The sequence below is a fragment of the Lentzea sp. NPDC036955 genome, from assembly GCF_055608005.1.
This window is the reverse complement of record NZ_JBVJRC010000012.1, coordinates 198,826-225,471: the sequence shown is the minus strand read 5'-3', so window position 1 is coordinate 225,471 and position 26,646 is coordinate 198,826. Positions and strand designations below refer to the sequence as shown.

The following is a 26,646-nucleotide window of genomic DNA, read 5'->3' as shown; positions in this document are numbered from 1 at the left end:
ACGGGCGCGCCCAACTAGGTTGGGCTCATGTTCCAGACGCTGGCCGTGCCCGTGATCGCCGCACCCATGGCGGGCGGCGCCTCCACACCCGAGCTGGTCGCCGCGGTGAACGACGCGGGCGGGCTCGGGTTCCTGGCGGCCGGGTACGTCTCCGTCGAGCAGCTCGCCGAGAAGGTCACGCGCACCCGGGAGCTGACCGGGGCGCCGTTCGGGGTCAACCTGTTCGTGCCGGGCACCCGGCCGACCGCCGACATCTCGTCCTACGTGGACCGGGTGACCGCGTTCGCGGGGAAGCTCGGCGCGGTGCCGGGCGAGCCGCGCTGGGACGACGACAACTACGCGGCGAAGCTCGAACTGGTGCTGGCGCTGCGGGTGCCGGTGGTGTCGTTCACGTTCGGGCTGCCCGACGTCGACGACGTGCAGCGGCTGAAGGCGGCAGGGGCGACCGTCGTCGTCACGGTCACCACCCCTGCCGAGGCGCGGCAGGCCCGGCAGATCGGCGCGGACGTGCTGTGCGTGCAGGGATCGGACGCGGGCGGGCACCGCGGCACGTTCACCGACGACGGCGTCTCGCCCGGAGGTGGCGAGCTGTACGGGACGCTCGCCGCGCTCCGGCTGGTCAGGGGCACCGTCGACCTGCCGGTGATCGCGACCGGCGGGCTGGTGCACGGCGCCGACGTCGCGGCGGTGCTCGCGGCCGGTGCGGTCGCGGCCCAGCTGGGCACCGCGTTCCTCGGCTGCCCGGAGGCGGGGACCGCCGCGCCGCAACGGGAGGCGTTGCGCGCGGGCGGCCGCAGGACGGCGCTGACCCGTGCGTTCAGCGGCCGGCTGGCGCGCGGGCTGGTCAACCGGTTCCTGGTCGAGAACACCCCGCACGCGCCCGCCGCGTACCCGAACGTGCACCACCTCACGAAACCGGTGCGCGCCACCGGTGAGCTGGAGGCCATGTCGCTGTGGGCGGGCACCACCTACCCGCTCGCGCCGGCCGCACCGGCCGCCGAGGTCGTGCGCAGGCTCGACGCGGAGCTGCGGGAAGCGGTCGACGCGCTGGCGCAGAGGTTCGCGCGCGGCTAGGAACGGTCCGGTGACCTCACTCGCGGACGGCCGGCACTGGACCGGTTCCGCTGCCGACGCTCGGCGAGCTCGTCGGTCAATTCGTTGGCGAAGCGGGGTGAGCGCGGCTATGAAGGACGGTGTGACCTCGCTCTCCGATGAGACGTTCCAGGCGATGATGGACTGGACGCCCGCGTTCGCGACCATGGTCGGCCTGCCCGGCTGGGACGACCGGCTCGACGACCTCAGCGTCGAGGGCCACCAGGCCCTGCGCGCCCGCCTCGCGGACATCGTGAGCCGCGTCGACACCAGCGACGAGGACCCGGTCACCAGGTCCGTGATCAGGCACCAGGCCGAGTCGATCATCACGAAGATCGACGCCCGGCTGGTCGAGCACACCGTGGCCGCGGGACTGAGCGCACCGGTCGGCGGCCTGCTCGGGCTGGCCTCCCAGGTCGACTTCTCGAAGCGGCTGGACCAGATCCCGCGGTTCCTCGACCAGGCGGCCACCCGGCTGCTCGACACCGATCGCAGGCCGTTGCGGCGGCACGTCGTGAACGGCGCGGCGCACCTGGAGCGGTTCCTCGCCTCGCCGCGGCAGCCGTGGGAGGGGGACGCGGACCTGCGGCCGGCGTTCGCCCGGTTCCGCGAGGTGCTGCTGTCGCTCGACGGCCGCGAGGATGCGCAGGCCGGCCTGTGCTGGCTGCCGGAGGGCGAGCAGAACTACGCCCGGCTGGTCCGCGACTACACGACCACGGCCTACACGCCGGCCGAGCTGCACCGGCTCGGGCTCGACCTGATCGCCCGGCTGCGCGAGGAGTACGCGGAGGTCGGCGCACGGGTGTGGGGCACCTCGGACGTCACCGAGATCTTCACGCGGCTGCGCACGGAGCTGCTGTGGGACAACGAGGGCGACATGGTCACCAGCGCGGTCGAGGCCGTCGCGCGGGCCGAGGCCGTCGCGCCGCGGTGGTTCGGCCGGCTGCCCAAGGCGCCCTGCGAGGTGCGGCTCGTCCCCGAGGTGGACCGCGAGGTCGCGCCGCTCGCGTACTACATGGACGCCGCGCTGGACGGCTCCCGTCCCGGCGTCTACTTCCTGAACCCGTTGGGCGCCACCGAACGCAGCCGCACGCTCTCGGAGGTGACGGCGTTCCACGAGGCCATCCCCGGCCACCACTTCCAGATCACGATCGCCGCCGAGACCGACCTGCACAACGTGCGCAAGTTCGCGTTCATCGACGCCTACCTCGAAGGCTGGGGCCTCTACACCGAGCGCCTGGCCGAGGAGATGGGGCTGTACTCGTCCGACGAGCAGCGGCTGGGCATGCTGTCGCTCGACGCGATGCGCGCAGGGCGGCTCGTCGTCGACACCGGCCTGCACGCCCTCGGGTGGTCGCGCCGGCAGGCCGTGGACTACCTGCGCGAGAACACCGTGATGACCGCGCCGGAGATCGAGTCCGAGGTCGACCGGTACATCGAGACGCCGGGGCAGGCGCTCGCGTACATGGTGGGGCGGCTGGAGATCCTCCGGTTGCGCGAGGAAGCGGCCACCCGGCTGGGCGACCGCTTCGACGTGCGCGCGTTCCACGACCTCGTGCTGGCGAACGGCCCGGTGCCGCTCGCCACGCTCGACTCCCTGGTTACCGCTTGGACTCCTTCTCCATGACGGAGTTGCGCTTCGAGTAGGTGAAGTAGACGACCAGGCCGATCACGAACCAGACCGCGAACCGCAGCCAGGTCTCCGGCGTGAGGAACGTGATCAGCCAGATCGAGAAGACGACACCGATGATCGGCACGACCGGCATGCCCGGCGTCTTGAACGTGCGCGGCAGGTCGGGCTGCTTGTAGCGCAGCACGACCACGGCGACGCAGACGACGACGAACGCCAGCAGGATGCCGATGTTGGTGAGCTCGGCGGCCTCCGCGATCGGCAGGAAGCCCGCGATGACCGCGGAGGCGATGCCCAGCACCCAGGTGATGCGCGTCGGCACGTGCTTCACCGGGTGCGTCTTCGCGAACCACTGCGGCAGCAGGCCGTCGCGGCTCATCGAGTAGCCGACGCGGGCGGCGCCCAGCAGGAACGTGAAGAGCACCGTCGTGATGCCCAGGATCGCACCGACGGAGATGATGATGCCCAGGGCGGGCAGGCCGATGTCGGCGAAGGCCGTGGCGAACGCGGACTCCGCGTCGACGTCCTTGTAGTTGACCATGCCGGTGAGCACGAGGCAGGCCAGCACGTACAGCACCATCGACACGGCGAGCGAGTAGATGATCGCCTTCGGCATGTGCTTCTGGGAGTCCTTCGACTCCTCGGCGGCCGTGGACATCGCGTCGTAGCCGAACACCGCGAAGAACACCGTCGCCGCACCCGTGAGCGCACCCGAGATGCCGAACGGGAAGAACGGGTTGTAGTTGTCGGTGTTGATGTGGAACGCGCCGACGACGACGACCAGCGCCACCACGGCGATCTTGAGGTACACCAGCGTGGTCTCGAAGCGCGCGGCGTTCTTCATGCCCTGGTTCAGCACGAACGCGATCAGCAGGCACAGCAGCACGGCGAACAGGTTCACCTTGTACGTGCCCGCGGCGACGCCGTCGGCCTCGGTGCCCGGTGCGCCCAGCATCCACTGCGGCAGGTGGACGTTCAGCAGCGACAGCAGCTCGGTGAAGTAGCCGGAGATGCCGATCGCGACCACCGCCACGATCGCGGTGTACTCCAGCAGCAGGTCCCAGCCGATGAACCAGCCGACGATCTCGCCGAGCACCGCGTAGCCGTAGGTGTAGGCGCTGCCGGCCTTGGGGATCAGGCCCGCGAACTCCGCGTACGAGAACGCCGCCGCCGCGCTCGCGATACCGGCGATCAGGAACGACACCAGCACCGCGGGACCGGCTGTCTTGTTCGCGACGGCACCGGCGAGCGAGAAGATGCCCGCGCCGATGATGCCGCCGATGCCGATCGCGGTGAGCTGCCACAGGCCCAGCGTTCTGGTGAGCCCGTCGCCCCTGTCCTCGGCGATCCGGTCGATGGGCTTGCGCCGGAAGACGCCCTGTGTGGTCATTGCCTAGCTCCCTTGAAGAGTGGGTCCGGGCGAACCTATTCGGGACCACTGTCACGCGGTTTGTCCGAACCCACCAATCAGGGAACCGATTTTTGGCTTCCGGTGCTGTTTACGGCCTGCTGAACACGATCTTTCCGGCGGTCTCGCCGTCCAGCATCGCCCTGAAGCCCTGCTCGGCGTCCTCGAACCGCAGCTCGGCGCCGATCTGCGGCCTGAGGTCGTTGAGCGCGCAGAACCGGATCAGGTCGCCCAGCTCCTCGCGGGTGCCCATGGTCGAGCCGACCACGCGCAGCTGCAGGAAGAACAGCCGCTGCAGCTCGGCCGCCGACGCGTCACCGGACGTCGCGCCGGAGATGACGACGATGCCGCCGGGCTTGAGCGCCTTCATCGAGTGCGACCAGGTGGCCTTGCCGACGGTCTCGAACACCGCGTCGACCCGTTCCGGCAGGCGGGCACCGGACTCGAAGGTGTCATGGGCGCCGAGGGTCTGCGCCAGAGCGCGCTTCTCCTCGGTGCGGCCGGTGACCCAGACGCGGAACCCGGCCGCGCGGCCGAGCTGGATCAGCGCGGTCGAGACACCGCCGGACGCGCCCTGCACGAGCATCGTCTGACCGGGGCGCAGGCCCGACTTCACGAACAGCATCCGGTACGCGGTCAGCCACGCCGTGCCCATGCACGCGGCCTCGGCGAACGTGAGGTCCGCCGGCTTGGGCAGTGCGTTGCGGGTGGGGACCACGACGTAGTCGGCGAACGTGCCCTGGTGCTTCTCGGTGAGCAGCGTGCGCTTCGGGTCGAGGGTCTCGTCGCCGTCCCAGCCGGGGTCGCCGATGACGGAGTGCAGCACCACCTCGGTGCCGTCGTCGAGGACGCCCGCGCCGTCGCAGCCCAGGACCATCGGGAACTGCTCGGGCTTGATGCCGACCCCGCGCAGCGTCCACAGGTCGTGCATGTTGAGGCTGGCCGCCTTGACCGCGACCCGCACCCACCCGGCGGGCACCTCGGGGTCGGGGCGCTCGCCGACGCGGAGCGAGGCCAGCGGGTTCTCGGGACTGGGTTCTGCTGCGTAAACGGCGAACATGGTTCGCAACATACCCAGCGGCGTCCCCGCCGACCGCCGTGACCCGGGTCACCAGGCTAGGCTCGTGCGGGTGGACGGGCTTTGGCAGTGGTGGGACGGGGTCGAGCTGTGGCTCGTGCAACTGCCCGTCGCCGTGCAGTTCCCCCTCGTGATGGTCGTGGTGCTGCCGCTGTGCCTGGGCGTGGCGCGGCTCGTCGACCGGGTGGCCGACTGGGGTGCCAAGAACCCGGCCTCCCTCGCACCCGAGCCGGAGGACGGGGCCTCCGATCCCGAGTCCGAGAAGGTCGCCGTATGAGTCCCGGTCGTCGCCTCACCGTCGCACTCGTCGGCCTGGTCCTGCTGGTCCTGGTCGGCTGGTTCGTGCGCGACGGCGCATCCGAGCCCGAACCCCGGTCGAGCGCGCCCACCAGCAGCGCGAGCAGTGCGCCCGGCACGGCACCCGCGGTGCCCGGCGCGCAGGAGTCCGGCCTTGAGGTGAAGCCGCTGTCGTCGCTGCCGCCCGAGGCCGCGAAGACGTACAAGCTGATCGGGGGCGAGAGCCCCATGCCGTACCCGAAGAACGACGGCGTGACGTTCGAGAACCGCGAGAAGCGGCTGCCGCAGCACAAGTCCGGGTACTACAAGGAGTACACGGTGCCGACGCCGGGCAGTCCCGACCGCGGCGCGCGCCGGCTCGTGACCGGGGACAAGCGCGAGGTCTACTACACCGGCGACCACTACGCGTCGTTCGTCGTCGTGGACGTGAAGAAGTGAAGCGGCACATCCTCGTTTCGGAGAAGAAGGCCGCCATCGGCGCCATTGCCGAGGCGTTGTCGTTCCCCTCCTGGTTCGGCCAGAACCTGGACGCGTTGTACGACAGCCTGACCGACCTGTCGTGGCTGCCCGCGGGGGAGTACGTGCTGGTCGTGCCCGCAGACCTGGACGCGTCCGTGTCCGAGGTGCTGCGCGACGCGGCGAGGCAGACCGCCGGATCAGGCGACCGGACGCTGCGGGTGGTTCGCACGGAACGGTGACCCGGCCTGCGCGAAAGACGCCGGGACCGCTTTCGCGCAGGGCGTCGTCGAGTGCGCCGCCTGGTTCTGATGTCCGACGTGTCAGTCCTCGGCCGGCACCCAGGACGGCTTGCGCTTCTCGCGGAACGCCGTGATGCCCTCCTGGCCCTCGGGACCGCCGAAGTGCTGCGCCGACAGCGCGAGCATGTCCGCGAACACCTCGCCGAGGTTCGTGGACCGTTCCTGCTGGAGCATCCGCTTGGTCGCGGCGAGCGCGCTCGGTGCGCCCAGCGCGAGCATGTCGGTGTAGCGGCGGACCTCGGCGTCGACGCCGTCGAGCGGCACCGCGGAGTTGAGCAGGCCGATCTCGACCGCGCGGGCGGCGTCGAAGGTCTCGCCGGTGAGGAACAGCTCGTGCGCGGCGCGGGGGAGCAGGCGCGGCAGCACCGTCACCGAGATGACCGCCGGCACCACGCCGATGCGGACCTCGCTGAACGCGAACGTCGCCTCGCGCGCCGCGACCGCGATGTCGCAGGCAGCGACGATGCCGACACCACCCGCGCGAGCAGGGCCGTTCAGCGCGGCGACGACCGGCTTGGGGCTGGTCCAGAGCTGGTCGAGGATCGCGGGGAACTCGTTGACGCCCTGGTCGCCGGCACTCGCACCGGCGGCCTCCTTGAGGTCCATGCCCGAGCAGAACACCGGGCCCGTGTGGGTCAGCACGACCACGCGCACCCCGTCGTCGGCGGCGGTCGCGGTCAGGTGCTCGCGGAGCTCCCGGCGCAGCTGCGCGGACAGGGCGTTGCGGTTGTGGGGGGAGTCCAGCGTGATCGTCGCGATGCCACGCCGCACCTCGTAGTGGACCAGCTCGTCTGCCATGGCGCTGACCTTAGCTGCCGAGTTTCGCCGCGGTGGAACGGCTGCGCGCGGCCCAGTACGAGTGGGCGAACCGCGTCAGTGCGCAGGTCTCCGTGGAGGACCTGCGCACTGACGCTCGACACGATGACCGAGCTGGTCGCTGCTACGTCCTGATGCCCGGCAGGGGGTGGGGCACCGGGGCGGTCAGCCGATCGTCGTGGTCGTCAGGACGGGGCTGGGGTCCGGGTAGCCCTTCGCGGCGGCGTTGACCGGGAACCCGAGCACCGACACGACGGCGGTGAAGGTGAGGCCGGGGGCGTCGTAGCTGCTGCCACCGAGCTTCGTGGTGATCGTGCCGGAGGCGCCGGCCTGCAGGGTGATCGTGACCACCGGCAGCTCGAACGCGGCACCGCCCTTGAGCGGACCGGGCACGGAGAGCACGACGTCGTTGCCGGACAGGGCGATCGCCGGCGTGCCACCCAGCCCGGACCCGCCGGACAGCGACGCGGACCGGAACTTCGAGCCGGCCGGCACCGGCAGCCGCAGCGCGAGCCCCTTGATCTCCCGCACCTGCCGCCCGGCCGCCTCGGACGGCACCTGGTTGGGCGCCGGGTCGACGGTGACCTTGACGACCCCGTTCGGTGCGACGGTGGCCGGTGCGGACGCGCTCACGCCCTGGTCGAGCGTGAAGTCCGACGTCTGCCCGACGGCGGTCGCCCTGAGCTTGAAGGTGATGGTCTGCGGAGCTGCTGACGCGTTCGCGGTGAACACCAGCATCGGTACCAGTAGCAGTGAAGCGACTCCGGCCAGCCTCATGGTCTCTCCCCGTTGAGTGGACGAGGGGCACTCCCAGCACGCGACGTGGTTCTCTGCCTACTCATGAGTAAGTTTCACGTCAACACCTCGCGCCGCACATCCCCCGAACGGCGCTGCGGACCCGATCTCGCGGCGGCGTCCGGAAGTGTCACCCGGAACGGCGAAGGGCGGTCTGCCGCAGCAGACCGCCCTTCGGTTCGTCTTCGCCCTAAGCGGAGCGGGCCACCGGCTGACGGGCCAGGGCCTCGTCGTACCGGTCCAGCACCAGCTGCGCCACCTCGACGTCGTCCCCCAACGGCCGCGCCACCAGCACGTCGGGTCCGGCCAGCGCCGCCACCTTGTCCGGCAGCAGGCCCGGTGCCAGGAACCACGACGCGACGGCGATGCGGCGGGCGCCGCGGGCCTTCAGCCGTTCCACGGCCTCGGGCACGGTCGGCGTGGCGATCGACGCGAACGCCGCCTCCACGCCGGCCCAGCCCGACTCCCGCGCCCACCGCCGGGCGACCCGTGCCACGGCCTCGTTGGCCGGTGCGTGCGAGGAGCCGGCGCCGGCCACGACCACGCCCAGGGACCGGTCGCCGAACGACACGCCGGCCTCCGACAACCGCCGCAGTGCCGCCGACTCCAGCCGCGGGTCCGGTCCGAGCACGTCCGCCACCTCGGCGGGCACGCGCGACTCGGCCACCGCGGCCGGCACGTCCACCCGTGCGTGGAACGCCTTGCCCAGCAACAGGGGGACGACGACGGAGGGCTCGCGCAGCACGTCGTGCAGCCGCGGGGCGCACAGGTCCAGGAACGCCCCGCGCACGTCGAGCTCCGGGCGCAGCGAGCGCACCACGTCCAGCAGCGCGTGGATCGACGCTGCCGAACGCGGGTCGCGGCTGCCGTGCGCCACGGCGATCAGCGGGGTCACAGCGCCCCCGTCAGGCCGCGGGCGCGCAGCACCGCGCGTTCCATCGGGCGGAACAGCAGCAGCTCGATGCCGATGCCCACCAGCAGGATCAGGAAGATCGCCGCGATCACCATGTTGATGTCGTTCAGCGACGACCCGTTGTGCAGGTACTGGCCGAGACCGGTGCCCAGCTGCGGTGACGTGGCGATGATCTCCGCGGCCATCAGCGAGCGCCACGAGAACGCCCAGCCCTGCTTCAGGCCCGCCAGGTAACCGGGCAGAGCGGCGGGCAGCAGGATGTGCCGGGCCGAGGCCAGCCTGCCCGCTCCCAGCGCGCGGCCGACCCGCGGCAGCAGCGGCGGGATCTGGTCGATGCCCGCCACCAGGCCGTTCGCGATCGACGGCACCGAACCCATCAGCACGACGAAGTAGATCGTCGACGGCGTCACGCCGAACCACAGGATCGCGGCCGGCACCCAGGCCACCGACGGCAGCGACTGCAGGCCGGTCAGCAACGACCCGATCGCCGCGCGCACCACCTTGACCTTGGCCACCAGCAGACCCAGCGGGGTCGCGATCAGCACCGCCGCGATGAACCCGAACACCGCGCGGTGCAACGAGGTCCACAGGATGCCGAAGGCCTCGCCGGAGCCGATCGAGCGCACCAGCTCGTTCCACACGTTGACCGGGGCCGGCAGCTGGAACTCCGGCAGGACCGCCGACGCCCACAGCGCCTGCCACACGCCGATGAGCAGGGCGAAGGCGATGATCGGCGGCACGCCGGTCTTCAGGAAGCGGCGCCACACCGGCGGTTTCTGCGTCTCGACGGGGACGTCGAGCGCGTCGAGGCCGGCGCCGACCTTGTCGAGCGTGTCAGGAGGCGTGGCCACTGATGACCTCTCGCAGGTGGGTGTTGATCTCGTCGAGCAGCTCGTCGCGCGAGTCCGCCACGTCCCACTCGCGCACCACGCGACCGGGGCGGGAGGACAGCAGCACGACCCGCTGGCCCAGCCGGACCGCCTCGCGCACGTCGTGCGTGACGAAGATGATCGCGGTGTTCGTGGTCTCCCACACCCGGATCAGCTCGGCCTGCAGCACGTCGCGGGTGATCGCGTCGAGCGCGGCGAACGGCTCGTCCATCAGCAGCAGGGCCGGGGAACCGTCCGCGGCCACGGTGGTGGACGCCAGCGCGCGGGCCAGCGCCACGCGCTGCCGCATGCCGCCGGACAGCTCGTGCGGGCGCTTGTCCGCGACGTCGCCCAGCCGCACCAGCTCCAGCAGCTCCAGCGCCCGCCGCTTGCGCGCCAGGCGGCCGACACCGGCGAACCGCAACGCCAGCTCGACGTTGCGGGCGGCGGTGAGCCACGGCATGAGCGCGGGCTCCTGGAACATGACGGCCGGGCGCGACGTGTTGAGCCGCAGCTCCCCCGCCGTCGCGCCGTCGAGGCCGGCCACGATGTTCAGCAGCGTGCTCTTGCCGCAGCCCGATGCGCCGAGGAGGCACACGAACTCACCGGGCTTGACCTTGAGGTCCACCCCGTCGAGCGCTACCACGGCCGAGCTGCCGTGGCCGAAAACCTTGCGGACCCCGGCCAGTTCGACGGCGGTGTCCACGGTGGACTGGAAAGTGGTCTCGAGCGTGGCGGTCATGTTCGGGTGCCTTCCCCTCGGCTTCGAAGACTACTTCTGGTCCAGTCCGGCTGCTTGCACCTGCGGCTTGCCCTGCGCCTGGAGCACCTTGTTCAGCAGCGTGAAGTCGGCGTACCCGGCGACGTTCGCGGCCTCCTTGGCCACGCCCGCGGTCACGGCGTCCTTCGCGAGCTGCGGGAAGTGCTTGGCCTGCGCGTCGGTGGTGAGCTCGATGTTGTCCCACGCGGCGTCGAGGATCTTGTCGCCGAGCTTCTTGGACGTGAGCTTCTCCAGGGCCGCGTTGGCGGTCTTCTTGGCCTCGTCCCTGTTCGCCTTCGCCCAGTCGATCGCGGCGACGTGGCCCTTCAGCACGGCCTCGACCGTCTCCGGGTGCTCCTGCAGGAACTTCGTCCGCACGATGACCACGGTGGTCGGGAACGCCCCGCCCTCCCACAGGGTCTTCTCGTCCAGCAGCACCTTGCCGCCGCCCTCGGCGACGATGCGCGCCGACCACGGCTGCGGCGCCCACGCGGCCTGGATGTCGCCCTTCTTGAACAGGTCGAGCGAGGCCGCGTTCTCCACGTTCTGCACGGTGACCTGGCCGGTGAGGTTCTTCTCCGCCAGGTACTTCTTCAGCGACACGTCCTGGGTGTTCGCGAGCTGCGGCGTGGCGACGACCTTGCCCTTGAGGTCCTCGATCGAGTTGACCTCGGGCTTCACGACGAGCTGCGCGCCACCGGACGTCGCGCCGGCGATCAGGCGAACGGCCTCGCCCTTCGACTTCGAGTAGGCGTTGATCGCCGGACCGGAGCCGATGTAGGCGATGTCGAGTGACTCGCCGAGCAGGGCGTTGACCTCGTCGGGGCCCGCGTTGAACGTCTGCGTCGTCAGCTTCGTGCCGCCCAGCTCCTTGGCGTACAGGCCCTTTTCGACGCCGATCAGCGCGGCGGCGTGGGTGATGTTCGGGAAGTACCCGAGGCGGACCTCGGCGGCGGCGCCCTTGGACTCGGCGGCGGGGGTGTCACTCGTCCCGGCGCGGCTGCACCCGGAGATGGCGGTCAAGGAGATCAGAGCGACGGCAAGGGCGGACTTGAGGTTCACGGCGGTGTGGCCTTTCAGGGACCGGGGGAGACGAGGGCGTGGTTGTCGGGGGTAGCGGTGCTACCCCCGGTACAGCTCTCCACGCCGTTCTCGAGCAGCGGCAGCGGAGCCCCGACCAGTCCGGCGGCGAGAGTGGAACCGTCACTCGCGTCGATCACCAGGAAGGACCCGGTGCGCCGGCTGAAGCTGTAGTCGTCCAGTGGAACGGGCTCTGCCAGGCGCAGAGCCACTCGGCCGATCTCGTTGAGCTCCAACGCGGCAGGGTGGTCCACACTGGACAGCGTCTGCTCGTCGAAGCGGTCGCGCAGGTCGGTGACCATCGCCTGCACGGTGCGCGTTCCGTGCTTGACGAGGACTCGGGCGCCGGGTCGCAGGGGCTTCTCCGCGAGCCAGCAGAGGGTGGCGTCCAGCTCGTCGGTGACCGTGGGCTCGTTGCCCGCCACCGAGATCAGGTCGCCGCGGGAGATGTCGATGTCGTCGGCCAGCAGCAGCGTGACGGACTGGCCGGCCGCCGCTTCGGCCAGTTCGCCATCTGCCGTGTCGATCTTCGTGACGGTCGAGCGCCTGCCGGAGGGCAGCACGACGACCTCGTCGCCCGGCGTGACCGTGCCCGCCGCGACCAGGCCCGCGTACCCGCGGTAGTCGAGGTGCTCGGCCGTGCGCGGGCGGATCACGTACTGCACCGGGAACCGGAACGGGGCGTCGTGCGGGTCGGGCTCGACCGGAACGGTCTCCAGGTGCTCCAGCAGGGTCGGGCCGGAGTACCAGGGCGTGTTCGCGGACTTCTCCACGACGTTGTCCCCGGCCAGCGCCGACACCGGGATCTCGACGACCGAGTCCTCGGTGTAACCCAGGGCCGTGGCGTGCGCGGTGAACTCCTTGGCGATGCGCGCGAACGTCACCTCGTCGTAGCCCACGAGGTCGATCTTGTTGACCGCCAGCACGAGCCGCGGCACGCCCAGCAGCGCGAGAACCGCCGCGTGGCGCCGGGTCTGCTCGATGACGCCCTTGCGCGCGTCGACCAGCAGCACCGCGAGCTGTGCGGTGGACGCGCCGGTGACGGTGTTGCGGGTGTACTGGACGTGCCCCGGTGTGTCGGCGAGGACGAACGACCGCTTCGGCGTCGCGAAGTACCGGTACGCCACGTCGATCGTGATGCCCTGCTCGCGCTCCGACCGCAGGCCGTCGACCAGCAACGACAGGTCTGGCGTCGCGAGACCGCGGTCGGCGCTCGCGCGGTGCACGGCGTCGAGCGTGTCCGCGAGCACGGACTTGGTGTCGTAGAGCAGCCTGCCCACGAGCGTGGACTTGCCGTCGTCCACGCTGCCCGCGGTGGCCAGCCTCAACAGGTCGCTCATCTAGAAGTACCCCTCCCGCTTGCGGTCTTCCATGGCGGCCTCGGACAGCCGGTCGTCGGCACGGGTCGCGCCGCGCTCGGTCAGCCGGGACGCGGCGACCTCGGCGATCACCGCGTGGATGTCGGCGGCGTCGGACTCGACGGCACCGGTGCAGGAGCCGTCGCCGACCGTGCGGTAGCGGACCACCTTGCGCTGCAACGTCTCACCCTCGCGCGCGGTGCCCCACGGGCCCTCGGCGAGCCACATGCCGTCGCGCAGGAACACCTCGCGTTCGTGCGAGTAGTAGATGTCCGGCAGCTCGATGCCCTCGCGCTCGATGTAGTTCCACACGTCGAGCTCGGTCCAGTTGGACAGCGGGAACACCCGGACGTGCTCACCGGCGCGGTGCCGGCCGTTGTAGAGGTTCCACAGCTCGGGGCGCTGGCGCTTCGGGTCCCACTGGCCGAACGCCGTGCGCAGGCTGAAGATCCGCTCCTTGGCGCGGGCGCGTTCCTCGTCCCGGCGGCCGCCGCCGAAGACCGCGTCGAACCTGTGCTGCGTGATGGAGTCCAGCAGCGGCACGGTCTGCAACGGGTTGCGCGTGCCGTCCGGGCGCTCCTCCAGGCGGCCGTCGTCGATCCAGTCCTGGACCTTCGCGATCTCCAGGCGCAGCCCGTGCCGTGCGACGACGCGGTCGCGGAACTCGATGACCTCGTCGAAGTTGTGCCCGGTGTCGACGTGCAGCAGCGGGAACGGCACCGGTGCCGGGTAGAACGCCTTGATCGCGAGGTGCAGCAGCAGTGTCGAGTCCTTGCCGCCGGAGAAGAGGATCACCGGCCGGTCGAACTCGCCTGCGACCTCGCGGAAGATGTGGACCGCCTCGGACTCGAGGCGTCCCAACGTGTCCAGAGCCAGTGTCATCCGTGCAACCCGCATTCCGTCTTCGACTGACCGGCCCACCGGCCGCTGCGGGCGTCCTGGCCCGGCAGCGGCTTCGACGTGCACGGCAGGCACCCGATGGAGGGGTACCCCTCCTGCACCAACAGGTTCTCCAGAACACCCTTCTCGTGGAGGTAGGCGTTGAACTCGTCGTCCGACCACGGCGCGATCGGGTTGACCTTGACCAGGCCGTTGCGCTCGTCCCACTGCACGATCGGCGTGCCGGCCCGCGTCGGTGCGTCCACCCGGCGCACCCCGGTCACCCAGGCGTCGTACTTCGCGAGCTCCCGCCGCAGCGGCACGACCTTGCGCAGGTGGCAGCACCGGGCCGGGTCGGTCTGGTGCAGCAGGCCGAACTCGCGTTCCTGGTCCTCCACCGACTGTTCGGCGGCGGCGTTCACGATCCGCACCTCCGGGTAGACGACACCGACGGCGTCGCGCACGCCGATCGTCTCCGGGAAGTGGTAGCCGGTCTCCAGGAACAGCACGTCGAAGTTCGGCTTCACCTGCGCGGCGAGGTCGATCAGCACGGCGTCCTGCATGTTGGAGGCGACGACGTAGCTGTCGCCGAACGTCCGCGCGGTCCACTCCAGCGCCTCGATCGCGGTGGCGTTGGCCAGCTCCTCCTGCGCGGCCTCGGCGACGATCTTGAGGTCTTCCTTCAGATCGCTCACTTCTTCACCTCCTGCGGCAGGTTGAGCCCGACGAAACTGACCTTGAAGACACGGCGGCACCCGGTGCACAGCCAGGCGTAGGCGGGTTCCTCCTGCGGGCGGAGGTCCTCATCGCCGCAGTAGGGGCAGTAGAACGGCGTCGCGCGCTCGCTCATCGCAGCGACCCCTCCTCGGCGCGGGCGACCCACTGGGCGAACCGCTCGTCGGTCTCCCGCTGCGCCACGAAGTTCCGCACCACGCGCTCGACGTACTCGGGCAGCTCGGCCGCGGTGACCTTGTGGCCGCGCAGCTTGCGGCCGAACCCTGCGTCGAGGCCGAGGCCGCCGCCCAGGTGCACCTGGAAGCCCTCGACCTGGTTGCCCTCGTCGTCGGTGACGATCTGGCCCTTGAGCCCGATGTCCGCGGTCTGGATGCGGGCGCACGAGTTGGGGCAGCCGTTGATGTGCACGGTGATCGGCGCGGTGACGCCGTCGACGATGTCCTTGAGGTTCGCTTCGAGCTGCGTGACGAGGTCGAGCGCACGGGCCTTGGTCTCGACGATCGCGAGCTTGCAGAACTCGATGCCGGTGCAGGCCATGATCCCCCGCCGCCACGGCGACGGGTCGACCTGCAGGCCGAGCTTCGCGAGGTCGCTCTTGAGCGCCGGCACCGCGGTCTCGGCGACGTCCAGCACGATGATCTTCTGCTGCGGCGTGAACCGGACGCGGCCGGAGCCCGCCCGTTCCGCGATCTTCGCGACCTCGACCAGGACCGAGCCGGAGACGCGGCCCGCGACCGGTGCGGCGCCGACGAAGAACAGGCCGTCCTTCTGCTTGTGCACGCCGATGTGGTCGAGCTGCTGGTCGAGGACCTCCGGCGCGGGGCCGTCGATCATCTTGCGCTTGAGGTACTCGTCCTCCACGACCTGGCGGAACTTCTCCGGACCCCAGTCGGCGACGAGGAACTTGATCCGTGCGCGGTGCCGCAGCCGGCGGTAGCCGTAGTCGCGGAAGACGGAGATGACCGCCTCCCAGACGTCCGGGACCTCGTCGAGCGGCACCCAGGCGCCGAGCCGCTTGCCCAGCATGGGGTTCGTGGACAGGCCGCCGCCGACCCAGAGGTCGAAGCCGGGCCCGTGCTCGGGGTGGTGCACGCCGACGAACGCGACGTCGTGGATCTCGTGCGCGACGTCCTGCAGACCGGAGATGGCGGTCTTGAACTTGCGCGGCAGGTTCGAGAAGCGCGGGTCGCCGATGTAGCGCTCGAGGATCGTGTCGATCGCCGGCTGGCCGTTGACCACCTCGTCCTGCGAGATGCCCGCGACCGGCGACCCGAGGATGACGCGCGGGCTGTCGCCGCACGCCTCCACCGTGGTGAGGCCGACGGCTTCGAGCTGCTGCCAGATCGTGGGGACGTCCTCGATCCGGATCCAGTGGTACTGGATGTTCTGCCGGTCGGTGATGTCCGCGGTGTCGCGGGCGTAGGTCTGCGAGATCTCACCGAGCACCCTGAGCTGCTGCGTGGTGAGCGCGCCACCGTCGCTGCGCACGCGCATCATGAAGAACTCGTCGTCCAGCTCCTCCGGTTCGAGGGTGGCCGTGCGGCCGCCGTCGATGCCGGGCTTGCGCTGGGTGTAGAGGCCGTACCAGCGGAACCGGCCACGCAGGTCGGCCGGGTCGATCGAGTCGAAACCGCCGTGGGCGTAGATGTTCTCGATGCGGGCGCGGACGTTGAGCGGGTTGTCGTCCTTCTTGCTCCGCTCGTTGGGGTTCAGCGGCTCTCGGTAGCCGAGTGCCCACTGCCCCTCGCCGCGACGCTGCTTGGCGCGCGGTGACGTCTGCGGCGAGACCATCGCCATCCTCCGGGGTTTCGAGGCGCTCGGTGCGCGTGCGAGCCCGGAGGTGCTTGTGGTGGGGGCGTCGTCAGCGCGCCGGGCGCCGACGGGAACAAATCAGCGCGCGGTCAGGCCGAACGACGGCACATCGCGCTGGAGACACGACGGAAGTCGACGTGGCGGCGGGCCACGAGGCGGACTCCAGTCGAATGCATGACCTCAGTGTGCATGCCGCCCAGAGCGTGGTCCACCGCCAACCGGATGCTGGGATTGACGAGCGGAGGTTGACATCCTAGGCTGGTTTCACTCCGTAATACTTCTGTCACCGACAGATACTTCCCCTGGTCGAACACCGCCATTCGGGCCGCGTAGGGGACACTGGGGGTCATGCCCTCCGCTTTGCCCGAAGGCGAGCCCGTGCCCGCCGACGGTTCGCTCCCGCCCTCCGCCCTCGCCGGTGTCGGCTCCCGCCCGTTCGGGGTCTACGTGCACGTGCCGTTCTGCGCGACCCGCTGCGGCTACTGCGACTTCAACACCTACACCCCCGGCGAGCTCGGCACGTCCGCCTCGCCCCAGTCGTGGCTGGAGGGCCTGCGCCGCGAGCTCGACCTGGCGGCCTCCGTGCTGGGGACGCCAGTGCCCGCCGAGACCGTGTTCGTCGGCGGTGGCACGCCGTCGTTGCTCGGTGCCTCCGGCCTGGCCGACGTGCTGGACGCGGTGCGCCGGTCGTTCGGCCTGGCTCCCGGTGCCGAGGTCACGACCGAGTCGAACCCGGAGTCGACGTCGCCGTCGTTCTTCGAGGGCATCCGCGCCGCCGGCTACACGCGGGTGTCGCTGGGCATGCAGTCCGCCGCCCGCCACGTGCTGCGGGTGCTCGACCGCAAGCACACCCCCGGCCGTCCGGTCGACGCCGCACGGGAAGCGCGCGCCGCGGGCTTCGACCACGTCAACCTCGACCTGATCTACGGCACACCGGGTGAGCAGCCGGCGGACCTGGCGGCGTCGCTGGACGCCGTGCTCGACGCGGGCGTCGACCACGTCTCCGCCTACGCGCTGATCGTCGAGGACGGCACCGGCCTCGCGCGCCGCATCCGCCGCGGCGACCTGCCGATGCCGGACGACGACGTGCTCGCCTCGTCCTACGAGCTGGTCGACGCGAAGCTGAGCGGCGCCGGGTTCTCCTGGTACGAGGTGTCGAACTGGGCCACCTCGGTGGAGGCGCGGTGCCGGCACAACGTCCTGTACTGGAAGGGCGCCGACTGGTGGGGCTTCGGGCCCGGCGCGCACAGCCACGTCGGCGGCGTCCGCTTCTGGAACGTGAAGCACCCGGCGCGGTACTCGTCGTTGCTGGCCGAGGGGAAGTCCCCGGCGGCGGGCCGGGAGCTGCTCACCGCCGAGGACCGCCGCGTCGAACGCGTGCTGCTGGAGCTGCGGCTCGCCGAGGGCCTGCCGGTCGACGTGCTGGACGCGGCCGGTCGCGAGGAGGCGGAGCAGGCGGTCGCCGACGGCTTGCTGGAGCCGTTCGACGACCGCTGCGTGCTCACCGACCGCGGGCGGCTGCTCGCCGACGCCGTCGTCCGCAGGCTGCTCCCGTAGCTAGCGGGCCACTGGCGGGGGATCAGCCGCCGATCGCCGCCTGTACCGCTGACAGGACGGCAGAGGCGTGCCGGGGTGTGCAGATGAGCAGGTCCGGCAGGTAGGGCTTGGGCCGGTTGTACTCCAGCGGTGAGCCGTCGATGCGGGAGGCGTGCAGGCCCGCCGCGAGCGCGACGCCGACGGGTGCGGCGGAGTCCCACTCCCACTGACCACCGGCGTGCAGGTAGACGTCGGCCTCGCCGCGGACCACCGCCATCGCCTTCGCGCCCGCCGACCCCATCGGCACGAGCTCGGCGCCGAGGGTGTCGGCGACGGGGGCCGCGAACTCGGGGGGTCTGCTGGCGCTCACCACGATCCGCAGCGGGCCGCTGGTCTGGGCGGCCGTGGTGCCGCCGGTCGTGTAGACGGCGTCCAGCGCGGGTTGGGCGACGGCGGCGTCGGTGATGCCGCGGCCGCGCTGCCACAGCGCCACGTGCACGGCCCAGTCCGCGTGGTCGGCCTGCCCGTACTCGCGGGTGCCGTCGAGCGGGTCGACGATCCACACGCGGTCGGCGGACAGACGGGCGGTGTCGTCGTCGCCCTCCTCGGAGAGCACGGCGTCGGCCGGACGGGCCTCGGCGAGGGCCTTGACGAGCAGCTCGTGCGACTGCTCGTCACCGGCCTTGCCGAGCTCCTTGCCGCGCAACGGTCCCCGGCGCAGCTCCTGCAGCAGTTGCCCGGATCTCTCGGCCAGCTCGGCGGCGAGCTCGACATCCGAAGTCATGGCACCTCCTCCTCGGTCAGCGGTTGCGCACGACGAACCCGATCGTCGCCGCGGCCGCCACCATGAACGCGATCAGGCTCAGCGCGATCGGCAGGCCGACCTCGCCGGCCAGGAACCCGATCGTGGGCGGCGCGAGCAGGATGCCCCCGTAGCCGAGCGTCGAAGCGACAGCCACCCCGTTCGGCCCACCGAGCTGACCGGCGCGGGCCATCGCCACCGGGAAGATGTTCGCGAGACCGAGGCCGGTCGCGGCCAGGCCGGCGAACGCCAGCGGCAGGCCGGGGGACAGCGCGGCGACCAGTGTCCCGGCGCACGCGAGCGCACCGCCGATGACGACGACCCTGGTCTGCCCCAGGCGTTCCAGCAGGCGGACACCGGACAGGCGGCCGACGGTCATGGTGCCCTGGACGACGGCGTAGCCCGCGGCGGCCAGGCCCTGGCTCGCGCCGAGGTCGTCGCTCAGGTGCAGCGGGACCCAGCTGTCGAGCGCACCCTGGCTGTAGGCCGCGCACAGGCCGATGAGGCCGAACAGCAGCACACCGGAGGTGAACTTCGGCAGCCGCAGGCCGGTGGCGCCGTCGTCGGCGTGCGAGCTGGGCAGCGGGTGCGCCAGCAGGACCCGGCCGAACCACGCCGTGATCAGCAGGCCGACTGGGGCGAGGAGCAGCATGTGTGCGGTGGGTGTCAGGTGCGAGGCCAGCAGGCCGCCGAGTCCCGCGCCGGCGAGGCTGCCGAGGCTGTTCGCCGCGTGCAGGCTGGGCATGACCGGGCGCTGCACCGCCTCGACGAGGTCGATGGCGACGCTGTTGACCGCCACGTCGATGCCGCCGTACGCGACGCCGAACAGCAGCAGCGACAGGCCGAGCGTCAGCGCCGAGTGCGTGAACGTCGGCAGCACGACGCTGACCGACAGCAGCGCGGCCGTGGCGATGGTGACCTGCCTGCTGCCGAAGCGCTGGCAGAGGCTGCCCGCCACGCTCATGGTGGCGACCGCCGAGCCGGTCATCGCGAAGAGCGCGAGGCCGAGGGCACCGGGTGTGGCCGCTGTCTGGTCCTTGATCGCGGGGATGCGCACCGCCCAGCCGGCGAAGAGGAAGCCGCCGAGCGCGAAGAACATGGTCACCGCGATGCGCAGCTGCACGAGTGCAGCCGGTGCCGGGTTCGTGGTCGTGGATAATTTGTTCATCGGTGGCACAAAATGAGTGTAGGGGCATGACGGAGACGAGGCCAAGGCTGAAGCGGGGGCACGCCGTCCTGGGGCGGGTGCTCTCGCTGGTGCACCTCGGGCAGGTCGCGACACGCGCTGACCTGACCGCTGAGCTGGGCGTTTCCCGCGCGACGACGGGTGCGGTGACCGCCGAGCTGGAGGCGCTGGGACTGATCCACAACGACACCCGTCCGGGGGCACCCGCTACGTCGCGTGGCCGGCCGTCGCACCGGATCGTGCTCGACCCGGACGGCCCGGTCGTGCTGGCGGCGCAGGTGCACGTGGACGGGTTCCGGGTGGCCGTCGTGGGCCTCGGCGGGGTGGTCGTGGCGACCGCGGCCGAGCGCTCGCCGGTCGGCGCCGATCCCGCGGACGTGCTGTCCGCCGTGGTGGGCGCGGGTGCCGAGCTGGTCGGGGGGACCGGCCGGCGGTGCGTGGGCGCCGGTCTGGCCGTGCCGTCCGCGGTGAGCCGCCCCGGCGGGACGGCGTTGAACCCGCTGCACCTGGCGTGGCCGGTCGGCGCGCCGGTGCTGGCCGTCTTCACCGAGCAGGTGCGACGGGCAGGGCTCGCGGTGCCGGCGTTCGTCGCGAACGACGTCAACCTCGCCGCGCTGGCCGAGCACCGGCACGGCGCCGGCCGGGGTGCCACGCACCTGCTGATGACCGCCACCGGGCACCGCGGTGTCGGTGGCGCGTTCGTGGTCGGCGGACAGCTCTACACGGGCAGTTCCGGGCTGTCGATGGAGGTCGGTCATGTCACGGTCAACCCCTCTGGTCGGTGGTGCCACTGCGGCAACCGGGGCTGTCTCGACGTGGAGACCGACCCGATCGGGCTGCTGGAGGCGGCCGGGCGCGAGGTGCGACCGGACGTCGCGCCCCTCGTCCAGGCCGAGGAACTGGTGCGGGACGGGCATCCCGCGGTGCGGGGCGTGGTCGAACGGCTCGCGGTCGGCCTCGCCGGGCTGGTGAACGTGCTGAACCCGGACCGGATCGTGCTCGGCGGGCTGCACGCGGCCCTGCTCGAACGCGATCCGCGGCGGCTGGCCGCGCTGGTCGCCGACCGCGGGCTGTGGGAGCGCAGCGTGCCGCTCGTGCCGGCGGAGCTGGCGCACAACAGCCTGGTCGGGGCCGCGGAGCTGGCGTGGCAGCCGGTGCTCGACGACCCGCTGGGGGTCCTGGGTTAGCACGGCACCCCCAGCGCGCTCGTCACGGACCGGGCCACCGCCGCGGCCTGCGCGCGGATCTCCGGGAACGCCGTCGTCTCCCAGAGGTTCCCGCGCCGCAGCGCACCGAGCGTCCACAGTGGAGCGCCACCGCGCACCCGGCCGTCCGGCAGCGTGTCGAAGCCGAGCCCGAGCGGTCCGGGGGTCGCGTGGCCGTCCGCGAGCAGGCCGGCGACGAGCGGGTCGGGGCAGCGCCGCACGTCGTGGCGCACGCCGGTGCAGTTGACGACGGTGCCCGCCGTGAGCTCGGTCCCGTCGCCCAGCCGCAGGACGACCCCGCCGGGGACCATCCGCACACCGGTGACCCCGGTGCGGTGGGTGCGCAGCTCTCCCGCGCGGCGCAGGCGGACCAGCGTCCGCGCGGTCGTGCCGGGCATGCGGTGCCGGTGGACCTCCCACGACCGCAGGTCCTCCGCGAGGAACCGGGAGCGGTCCGGCAACGGCAGCAGGTCCCACAGCCGCGCGGTGACCGGGCGGAGGCTGTCCAGCGCGGGCCGCCAGTCGCCGTGGCGCCGCAACGACTCCCGCACGTGCGCCGACACCACCCGGCGGACGTCGTCGAGACCGGTGCAGCCGGCGAGCTCCGGTGGCCGCATCGGTTGTGCCGGGCGGTGGCGGCGCGGCAGCAGGCCGGTGCGCGACACGGCGTGCACCACGCGACCGGGCCGGCCGAGCGTCATCGCGAGGTCGACGGCGGTCAGGCCGGTGCCGACCAGCACGACGTCGCGGTCGTCGCGGATGCGCTCCAGCGCGCCGGGAGCCCAGGGGTCCGGCACGAACGCGGCCGAGTCCGGGGTGCCGGTGGGCACCCAGTCGTCGCGGGTGCCGACCGCGCCCAGCGCGAGAACGGCGGCGTCGGCGGTGCGGAAGTCGCCCGCTGCCAACGAGATCCGCACGGCACCGGCGTCGTGGCCGATCCTCGTCGCGCGGTCGCGCACCACCCGCAGCCGGCCGGGGTGGCGGGCCGACACGCCGTCCAGGTGAGCGGCGAGGTAGGCACCGAACACCCGGCGCGGCACGAAGTCCGCCGCCGCCACCCCGGCCCACCGCGCGAAGTCACCGGGGTCGTCCTCCCGCGCGCTCATCTTCCCCGCGGGGACGTTGAGCAGGTGCCGGGGGTCGTCGGTGCGGTAGGCGACCCCGCGCCCGCGTTCCTCGGCCGGGTCGACCAGGCACACGGCGGCACCGCGCTCCAGCAGCCGGGCCGCTGTCGTCACCCCGGCCGCGCCCGCCCCGATCACCGCGATCACGCCGCGCCCACCCCGGCGGGCTGGGCGCACGACAGCGAGCGCACCAGGCTGAGCACCCCGAACCGGGAGCGCCCCTGCGCGGAGGCGGGCCGCACCACGCCGCTGACGAGCAGGCCGCGCACGAGCCGCGCGCAGGTGCTCGGCGGCAGACCGGTGGCGGTCACGGCGTCGGTGACCGACCAGGCGCTGTCGAGCAGCGACAGGCGTTCGAGCAGCACGCGTTCGGCGCCGTCCAGCGCGTCCAGACGTGCCGTGATGCGGTCGCGCAGGCCGTCGAAGAAGCCGAACGGGTCGTCGTTCACCTGGTCGCACAGGGCGTCCGGCTCGTAGACCGCGAGCCACTGCGCGACCGAGGCCAGCACCGCGGGGATGCCGTCGGTGCCGCGGGCGAGCCCGGCCACCGCGTGCAGGTTGGCGTCGGTGAGCCGGAAACCGGGACGGGACTGGCGCGCGTACCGGATGAGCAGCTCGACCGACGGCACCCGCGCGACCTCGGCCGGGTCGGTGTGGCGGTGCGGGACCGCCAGCGGACCCAGCGGGACCACGCGTTCGCCGGGCAGGCGCAGCGGGTCCGCCGCGGTGATCAGGACGCGCACCCGCGGGCAGTCCTGCAGCAGCGCCAGCGCCAGCTCCGGCCGGTGCGCGGTCCAGGAGTCCAGCACGACCAGCGCCGGTTGGTCGGCGATGATCTCGGCCAGCTCACCGGCACCGTGCCCGCGCAGGGCGTCGAGACCGGACCGCAGCACCGCGCCGAGCTGCGCGGGGGCGCGCACCGACGTCGGGTGCAGCGGGTCGGGCGAGGACCACAGCACCGCCAGTCCGTCCATGTCGTGCAGCGCCACCGCCACCTCCAGCGCGAGGCGGGTCTTGCCCACGCCGCCGAGGCCGGTGATCGTGACGAGCCGGTCGCCGCCCGAGCGCAGCGAACCGGCCAGCGCGGCCAGTTCCGCGCGCCGTCCGACGAGCGCGTCGATGGGCGAGGGAGGGGGCATCTCGCTCGTCGCGAACACGAAGCGCAGGTCCTCCGTGGTCACGCGCCGACCCGAGGCCTCCTCGATTTCCGTGTGTTCCCGACTGGTCAGTCCCAGCGCATTGGCCATGAGCCGCACGGTCTCCCTGCGGGGTTGCTGGGAGCTGCCGAGCTCGATGTCCCTAATCGTGCGCACGCTGACGCCCGACAGTTTCGCCAATTGGCGTTGCGTGAGGCGCCTATCTGTTCGGTATTTCCGGAACAGCAAGCCGAGTTGCCGTTGCGTTAAGGAATCCATGCAGACCAGACCCCCGAGTCGTCGGTTGTCGACAGAATGCCGGTCCGGTGTACCGCATCGATTCCGTTTTGGCTCCCCTCACGCTGTGCAACTCGTGGCTGGTATGTACGGGTGAATATTCCACTTCCGTGTTTAAAAGGAACTAATGAAGCTGAATCCAGCACAGGCGGTGCGCTGGGTCGGCATTCTGGGTGAAGTGGAATGATCACCGCTGACATGGGGGGCGGGTGTGGAATTTCGTGTGCTCGGCGCGTTCGAGGCGTGGTCGGGCGGGTCGAGGATCCCGTTGGGCGGTGCACGTGCCGAATGCGTTCTCGCGGTGTTGCTGCTGGAGCGCAACCGTGCGGTCATGGTCGAGCGGCTCGTCGAGGCCGCCTGGGGTGACCAGCCGCCGATGACCGCGGCGACCCAGGTCCGCAAGATCGTCGCGGACCTGCGCAGGCGGCTGCCGGGCGGTGCGGGGCTGATCGTCACCGACGGCGCCGGCTACCGGGCGGTGGTGCAGGACACCCAGACCGATCTCGGGCTGTTCGACCTGCGGGTGCGGCAGGCCCGCGAGGCAGAGGACGCCGCCGGGGTGATCGAGCACCTGACCGCCGCGCTGTCGCTGTGGCGCGGTCCGGCGCTCGCGGGCATCGACAGCCCGGTCGTCCGCGCGGCCGTGGCGGTGCTCGACGAACGCCGGATCGCCGCCGCCGACCAGCTGATGGAGACCAGGCTGGAGCTGGGCGCGGCGCGGGAGCTCGTCGCCGACCTGCGCGCGCTGCTGGACGAGCACCCGCTGCGCGAGACCACCCGCGGCCAGCTGATGCTCGCGCTGTACCGGTCGGGCCGGCAGGCGGACGCCCTGCGGGTCTACGAGGAGGGGCGCCGGCTGCTCGCGGACGAGCTGGGCATCGACCCCGGTCCGGAGCTGATGCAGCTGCACGAACGCATCCTGCGCAACGAGCCGGAGCTCGACACCGCCGTGCACGCGCCGCAGGAGACGGCGGTGCCGCAAGCGTTGCCGTACGACATGACCGACTTCGTGGGCCGGGTGGACGAACAGCGGCGGATCAGCGAGTTCGTCGGCGGCCGGGCCGGCCGGGGGCTGATGATCGTCGCGGTCGACGGGATGGCCGGTGTCGGCAAGACCTCGCTGCTCGTGCACATGGCGCACCGGCTCGCGGACGGCTTCCCGGACGGGCAGTTCTACGTCGACCTGCTCGGGTACGCCGTCGACCGCAAGCCCATGGACCCGGTCGAGGCGCTCGGGACGGTGCTGCGGCAGGCCGGTGTGCCGCGCGACCAGCTGCCCGACGACCTGTCCGCGCGGGCCGTGCTGTGGCGGATGCGCACGGCGGGCCGGCGGATCATGGTGCTGCTGGACAACGTCGTGGACAGCGCGCAGGTCAGGGCGTTGCTGCCGGGGTCGTCCGACGGTCTCGTGATGATCACCAGCCGGTCCCGGCTCACCGGTCTCGACGGCACGCTGTCGTTGTCGCTCGCACCGCCACCCGAGGAGGAGGGGCTGGAGCTGGTCCTCGGCATCCTCGGCGACGACCGGGTCGCCCGCGAACCCGAGGCGGCCCGCGACCTCGTCACCGCCTGCGACCGGCTGCCGCTCGCGATCCGGATCGCCTGCACCCGGCTGCACAACCGGGAGCGCTGGACGATCCGCTACCTCGTCGACCGGCTGCGGGACGAGGAGCGCAAGATGAGCGAGCTCGCGGTCGGCGACCGCAGCGTCGCGGCCGCGATCGGCCTGTCCTACGACGCGCTCGAACCCGGCCACCAGCGGGTGTTCCGGCTGCTCGGCCTGGTGCCCGCGACCGAGGTCGACGTCCACGCCGTCGCGGCGCTCGCCGACATGGCGCTGGGCAGGGCCGAGAGCGTCCTGGAGGACCTGCTGGACGTGCGGCTGGTCGTGCAGCTCGCGCAGGGCCGGTACGGCCTGCACGACCTGGTGCACAGCCTGGCCCGCTCGCTGGTGGGCCGGGTGGAACCGCCGGGGCTGCGCACGATGGCGGTGCACCGGCTGCTCGACTACCAGCTCTGCGCCGCCGGCGCCGCGGCCGACCTGCTGGTGCACCGCCGGGCCCGGCCCCGGCCGCGCTACCTGTACCCGCCCGCGCAGCTGCCCCGGTTGCGCACCAGGAACGACGCGGTGACGTGGTTCGACGCCGAGTGCGGCGGGCTGCTGGCCGCCGTGCGCGGTGCCGCGGCCGACGAGCTGCACGAGCACGTGTGCCACCTTTCCGAGGCGCTGCACCCGTACCTGCGGCTGCGCGGGCGCATGACGGACATGCTGTGGGTGCACGAACAGGCGCTGGAGTCCGCCCGCGCCACCGGTGACCGGACGCTGGAGGGACGGGTCCTGCACCGGCTCGCCACCCCGCACTGGCACTTCGGCCGGCTCGGTCAGGCCCACGAGTGCGCGGACCAGGCGCTCGCCATCGCCGTGGAGGACGGCGACGTGGTGCTGCGCCGGGCAGCAGAGGCCGCGATCGGCAAGCTGCTCAACGAGTTCGGCCGCTTCACCGAGGCGTTGCCCTACCACCGGGCCGCCGCGGAGGACGGGCACCGGCTCGACGTGTCCTGCGAGGTGGCCGTGCTGGTGGACTACGCCTCCGCGCAGGCCGCCGTGCACGACTTCACCGCCGCCCGGCTCACCCTGGACTCCGCGCTGCGCCTGGCGAAGGACAGCGCCTCGCCCGGCGACGAGGGCATCGTGCTCGCCCGCTACGCCGACGTGTGCCGGCGCGAGGGCAGCCTCGACGAGGCGGGGGAGCTCGGGTCGTACGCCTCGGCGTTGTTGCGGTCCCAGGGGAACCAGGCCCAGGCGGCGTGGGCGGCGAACCTGCTCGGGCGCGTGCACTACGACCGCGGCGAGCTGGACGTGGCGCTGGAACGGCACGACCGGGCCCGCAGGCTCGCCGAGGACACCGGGTTCCGGGTGGAGATCGCCCGTGCCCTCGACGGTGCCGCGCGGGTGCTGGCCGACCGGTCCGACACCGGTGGTGCGGCGGAGCGCTGGCGGATCGCGTTGCGGCACTTCGAGGAGATGGGGGTGCCGGAGGCGGCGGTGGTGCGGCAGGGGCTGGCCGCCGTCAGCTGAC

25 protein-coding genes are annotated in these 26,646 nt (G+C 72.0%); 8 read left to right on the top strand and 17 right to left on the bottom strand.

The features are described from left to right. Positions 1-27: 27 nt before the first annotated feature. Positions 28-1,074 (top strand): nitronate monooxygenase, encoded by a 1,047-nt coding sequence (locus ACZ7CF_RS36270; RefSeq protein ID WP_360397123.1) that lies wholly within the window; start codon positions 28-30, stop codon positions 1,072-1,074. Positions 1,075-1,183: 109 nt separating this feature from the next. Further along, entirely contained in the window at positions 1,184-2,719 is a 1,536-nt protein-coding gene (locus ACZ7CF_RS36265) for a DUF885 domain-containing protein (protein ID WP_360397124.1), read from the top strand. Here ACZ7CF_RS36265 and ACZ7CF_RS36260 read toward each other — a convergent pair. Continuing rightward, positions 2,694-4,112: an amino acid permease gene (locus tag ACZ7CF_RS36260; protein ID WP_360397125.1), complete on the bottom strand. Its 1,419-nt coding sequence runs from the start codon at positions 4,110-4,112 to the stop codon at positions 2,694-2,696. The two genes, ACZ7CF_RS36265 and ACZ7CF_RS36260, sit on opposite strands and share 26 nt — an antisense overlap. 109 nt (positions 4,113-4,221) lie before the next feature. Next, positions 4,222-5,190, bottom strand: coding sequence for a zinc-binding dehydrogenase (locus ACZ7CF_RS36255; protein ID WP_470371893.1), 969 nt, complete (start codon positions 5,188-5,190; stop codon positions 4,222-4,224). Positions 5,191-5,260: 70 nt separating this feature from the next. Between ACZ7CF_RS36255 and ACZ7CF_RS36250 the strand changes: the two genes are divergently transcribed. From ACZ7CF_RS36250 to ACZ7CF_RS36240, 3 genes are read left to right on the top strand one after another with little or no spacing between them, the layout of a single operon-like run. Continuing rightward, positions 5,261-5,485 carry a hypothetical protein gene (locus ACZ7CF_RS36250; protein WP_360397127.1) on the top strand — a complete coding sequence of 75 codons (225 nt, stop codon included), beginning with the start codon at positions 5,261-5,263 and terminating at the stop codon, positions 5,483-5,485. After that, complete coding sequence (locus ACZ7CF_RS36245; protein ID WP_360397128.1) at positions 5,482-5,943, top strand: guanyl-specific ribonuclease; 462 nt, start codon at positions 5,482-5,484, stop codon at positions 5,941-5,943. Before ACZ7CF_RS36250 ends, ACZ7CF_RS36245 begins: the two co-directional genes overlap by 4 nt. Further along, positions 5,940-6,203 (top strand): barstar family protein, encoded by a 264-nt coding sequence (locus tag ACZ7CF_RS36240; RefSeq protein WP_360397129.1) that lies wholly within the window; start codon positions 5,940-5,942, stop codon positions 6,201-6,203. The genes ACZ7CF_RS36245 and ACZ7CF_RS36240 overlap by 4 nt, the downstream gene beginning before the upstream one ends. Before the next feature lie 81 nt (positions 6,204-6,284). Here ACZ7CF_RS36240 and ACZ7CF_RS36235 read toward each other — a convergent pair whose 3' ends face one another. The 11 genes from ACZ7CF_RS36235 to ACZ7CF_RS36185 all read right to left on the bottom strand — a co-directional run bounded on the left by ACZ7CF_RS36235 (position 6,285) and on the right by ACZ7CF_RS36185 (position 16,259). After that, entirely contained in the window at positions 6,285-7,061 is a 777-nt protein-coding gene (locus ACZ7CF_RS36235; RefSeq protein ID WP_470371892.1) for an enoyl-CoA hydratase-related protein, read from the bottom strand. Between the two features lie 183 nt (positions 7,062-7,244). Further along, on the bottom strand, positions 7,245-7,856 hold the full coding sequence (locus tag ACZ7CF_RS36230; protein ID WP_470371891.1) for a cyclase: 612 nt from the start codon (positions 7,854-7,856) through the stop codon (positions 7,245-7,247). A 208-nt stretch (positions 7,857-8,064) separates the two neighbouring features. Beyond that, entirely contained in the window at positions 8,065-8,769 is a 705-nt protein-coding gene (locus ACZ7CF_RS36225) for a sirohydrochlorin chelatase (protein WP_360397132.1), read from the bottom strand. Beyond that, positions 8,766-9,638, bottom strand: a complete 873-nt coding sequence (locus ACZ7CF_RS36220) for an ABC transporter permease (RefSeq protein ID WP_360397133.1) — start codon at positions 9,636-9,638, stop codon at positions 8,766-8,768. The genes ACZ7CF_RS36225 and ACZ7CF_RS36220 overlap by 4 nt, the downstream gene beginning before the upstream one ends. Beyond that, on the bottom strand, positions 9,622-10,398 hold the full coding sequence (locus tag ACZ7CF_RS36215; protein WP_360397134.1) for an ABC transporter ATP-binding protein: 777 nt from the start codon (positions 10,396-10,398) through the stop codon (positions 9,622-9,624). Before ACZ7CF_RS36215 ends, ACZ7CF_RS36220 begins: the two co-directional genes overlap by 17 nt. 30 nt (positions 10,399-10,428) lie before the next feature. Further along, positions 10,429-11,439 carry an ABC transporter substrate-binding protein gene (locus ACZ7CF_RS36210; protein ID WP_360397135.1) on the bottom strand — a complete coding sequence of 337 codons (1,011 nt, stop codon included), beginning with the start codon at positions 11,437-11,439 and terminating at the stop codon, positions 10,429-10,431. A 53-nt stretch (positions 11,440-11,492) separates the two neighbouring features. Continuing rightward, complete coding sequence (locus ACZ7CF_RS36205; RefSeq protein ID WP_360397136.1) at positions 11,493-12,836, bottom strand: sulfate adenylyltransferase subunit 1; 1,344 nt, start codon at positions 12,834-12,836, stop codon at positions 11,493-11,495. After that, a complete protein-coding gene (gene cysD / locus ACZ7CF_RS36200) occupies positions 12,837-13,736 on the bottom strand; it encodes a sulfate adenylyltransferase subunit CysD (RefSeq protein WP_360397137.1) in 900 nt (299 codons plus the stop codon). Next, positions 13,733-14,428, bottom strand: coding sequence for a phosphoadenylyl-sulfate reductase (locus ACZ7CF_RS36195; protein WP_360397138.1), 696 nt, complete (start codon positions 14,426-14,428; stop codon positions 13,733-13,735). Before ACZ7CF_RS36195 ends, cysD begins: the two co-directional genes overlap by 4 nt. Beyond that, positions 14,425-14,583: an Insertion element protein gene (locus ACZ7CF_RS36190; protein ID WP_360397139.1), complete on the bottom strand. Its 159-nt coding sequence runs from the start codon at positions 14,581-14,583 to the stop codon at positions 14,425-14,427. The genes ACZ7CF_RS36195 and ACZ7CF_RS36190 overlap by 4 nt, the downstream gene beginning before the upstream one ends. Further along, the gene (locus tag ACZ7CF_RS36185; RefSeq protein ID WP_360397140.1) at positions 14,580-16,259 is read right to left on the bottom strand and encodes a nitrite/sulfite reductase; all 1,680 of its coding nucleotides are present in this window, start codon (positions 16,257-16,259) and stop codon (positions 14,580-14,582) included. The genes ACZ7CF_RS36190 and ACZ7CF_RS36185 overlap by 4 nt, the downstream gene beginning before the upstream one ends. A gap of 369 nt (positions 16,260-16,628) precedes the next feature. Here ACZ7CF_RS36185 and hemW point away from each other — a divergent pair, with 369 nt between their 5' ends. Further along, positions 16,629-17,837 (top strand): radical SAM family heme chaperone HemW, encoded by a 1,209-nt coding sequence (gene hemW / locus ACZ7CF_RS36180; protein WP_470371890.1) that lies wholly within the window; start codon positions 16,629-16,631, stop codon positions 17,835-17,837. Positions 17,838-17,859: 22 nt separating this feature from the next. On the opposite strand, the gene ACZ7CF_RS36175 is transcribed toward hemW, so the two are convergent. Next, positions 17,860-18,600 carry a 3'(2'),5'-bisphosphate nucleotidase CysQ gene (locus tag ACZ7CF_RS36175; protein ID WP_360397142.1) on the bottom strand — a complete coding sequence of 247 codons (741 nt, stop codon included), beginning with the start codon at positions 18,598-18,600 and terminating at the stop codon, positions 17,860-17,862. Positions 18,601-18,616: 16 nt separating this feature from the next. After that, complete coding sequence (locus ACZ7CF_RS36170) at positions 18,617-19,786, bottom strand: MFS transporter (RefSeq protein ID WP_360397143.1); 1,170 nt, start codon at positions 19,784-19,786, stop codon at positions 18,617-18,619. 26 nt (positions 19,787-19,812) lie between these two features. Here ACZ7CF_RS36170 and ACZ7CF_RS36165 point away from each other — a divergent pair, with 26 nt between their 5' ends. Then, complete coding sequence (locus ACZ7CF_RS36165; RefSeq protein WP_470371889.1) at positions 19,813-20,991, top strand: ROK family protein; 1,179 nt, start codon at positions 19,813-19,815, stop codon at positions 20,989-20,991. On the opposite strand, the gene ACZ7CF_RS36160 is transcribed toward ACZ7CF_RS36165, so the two are convergent. Together ACZ7CF_RS36160 and ACZ7CF_RS36155 are read right to left on the bottom strand one after the other, a co-directional pair. After that, positions 20,988-22,280, bottom strand: coding sequence for an FAD/NAD(P)-binding protein (locus ACZ7CF_RS36160; protein WP_470371888.1), 1,293 nt, complete (start codon positions 22,278-22,280; stop codon positions 20,988-20,990). The genes ACZ7CF_RS36165 and ACZ7CF_RS36160 overlap by 4 nt on opposite strands. Continuing rightward, entirely contained in the window at positions 22,277-23,548 is a 1,272-nt protein-coding gene (locus ACZ7CF_RS36155; protein WP_470371887.1) for a helix-turn-helix domain-containing protein, read from the bottom strand. Before ACZ7CF_RS36155 ends, ACZ7CF_RS36160 begins: the two co-directional genes overlap by 4 nt. Positions 23,549-23,867: 319 nt before the next feature. On the opposite strand from ACZ7CF_RS36155, the gene ACZ7CF_RS36150 reads away from it, so the two are divergent. Then, positions 23,868-26,645, top strand: coding sequence for an AfsR/SARP family transcriptional regulator (locus ACZ7CF_RS36150; protein ID WP_470371886.1), 2,778 nt, complete (start codon positions 23,868-23,870; stop codon positions 26,643-26,645). The last annotated feature ends 1 nt before the right edge of the window (position 26,646 follow it).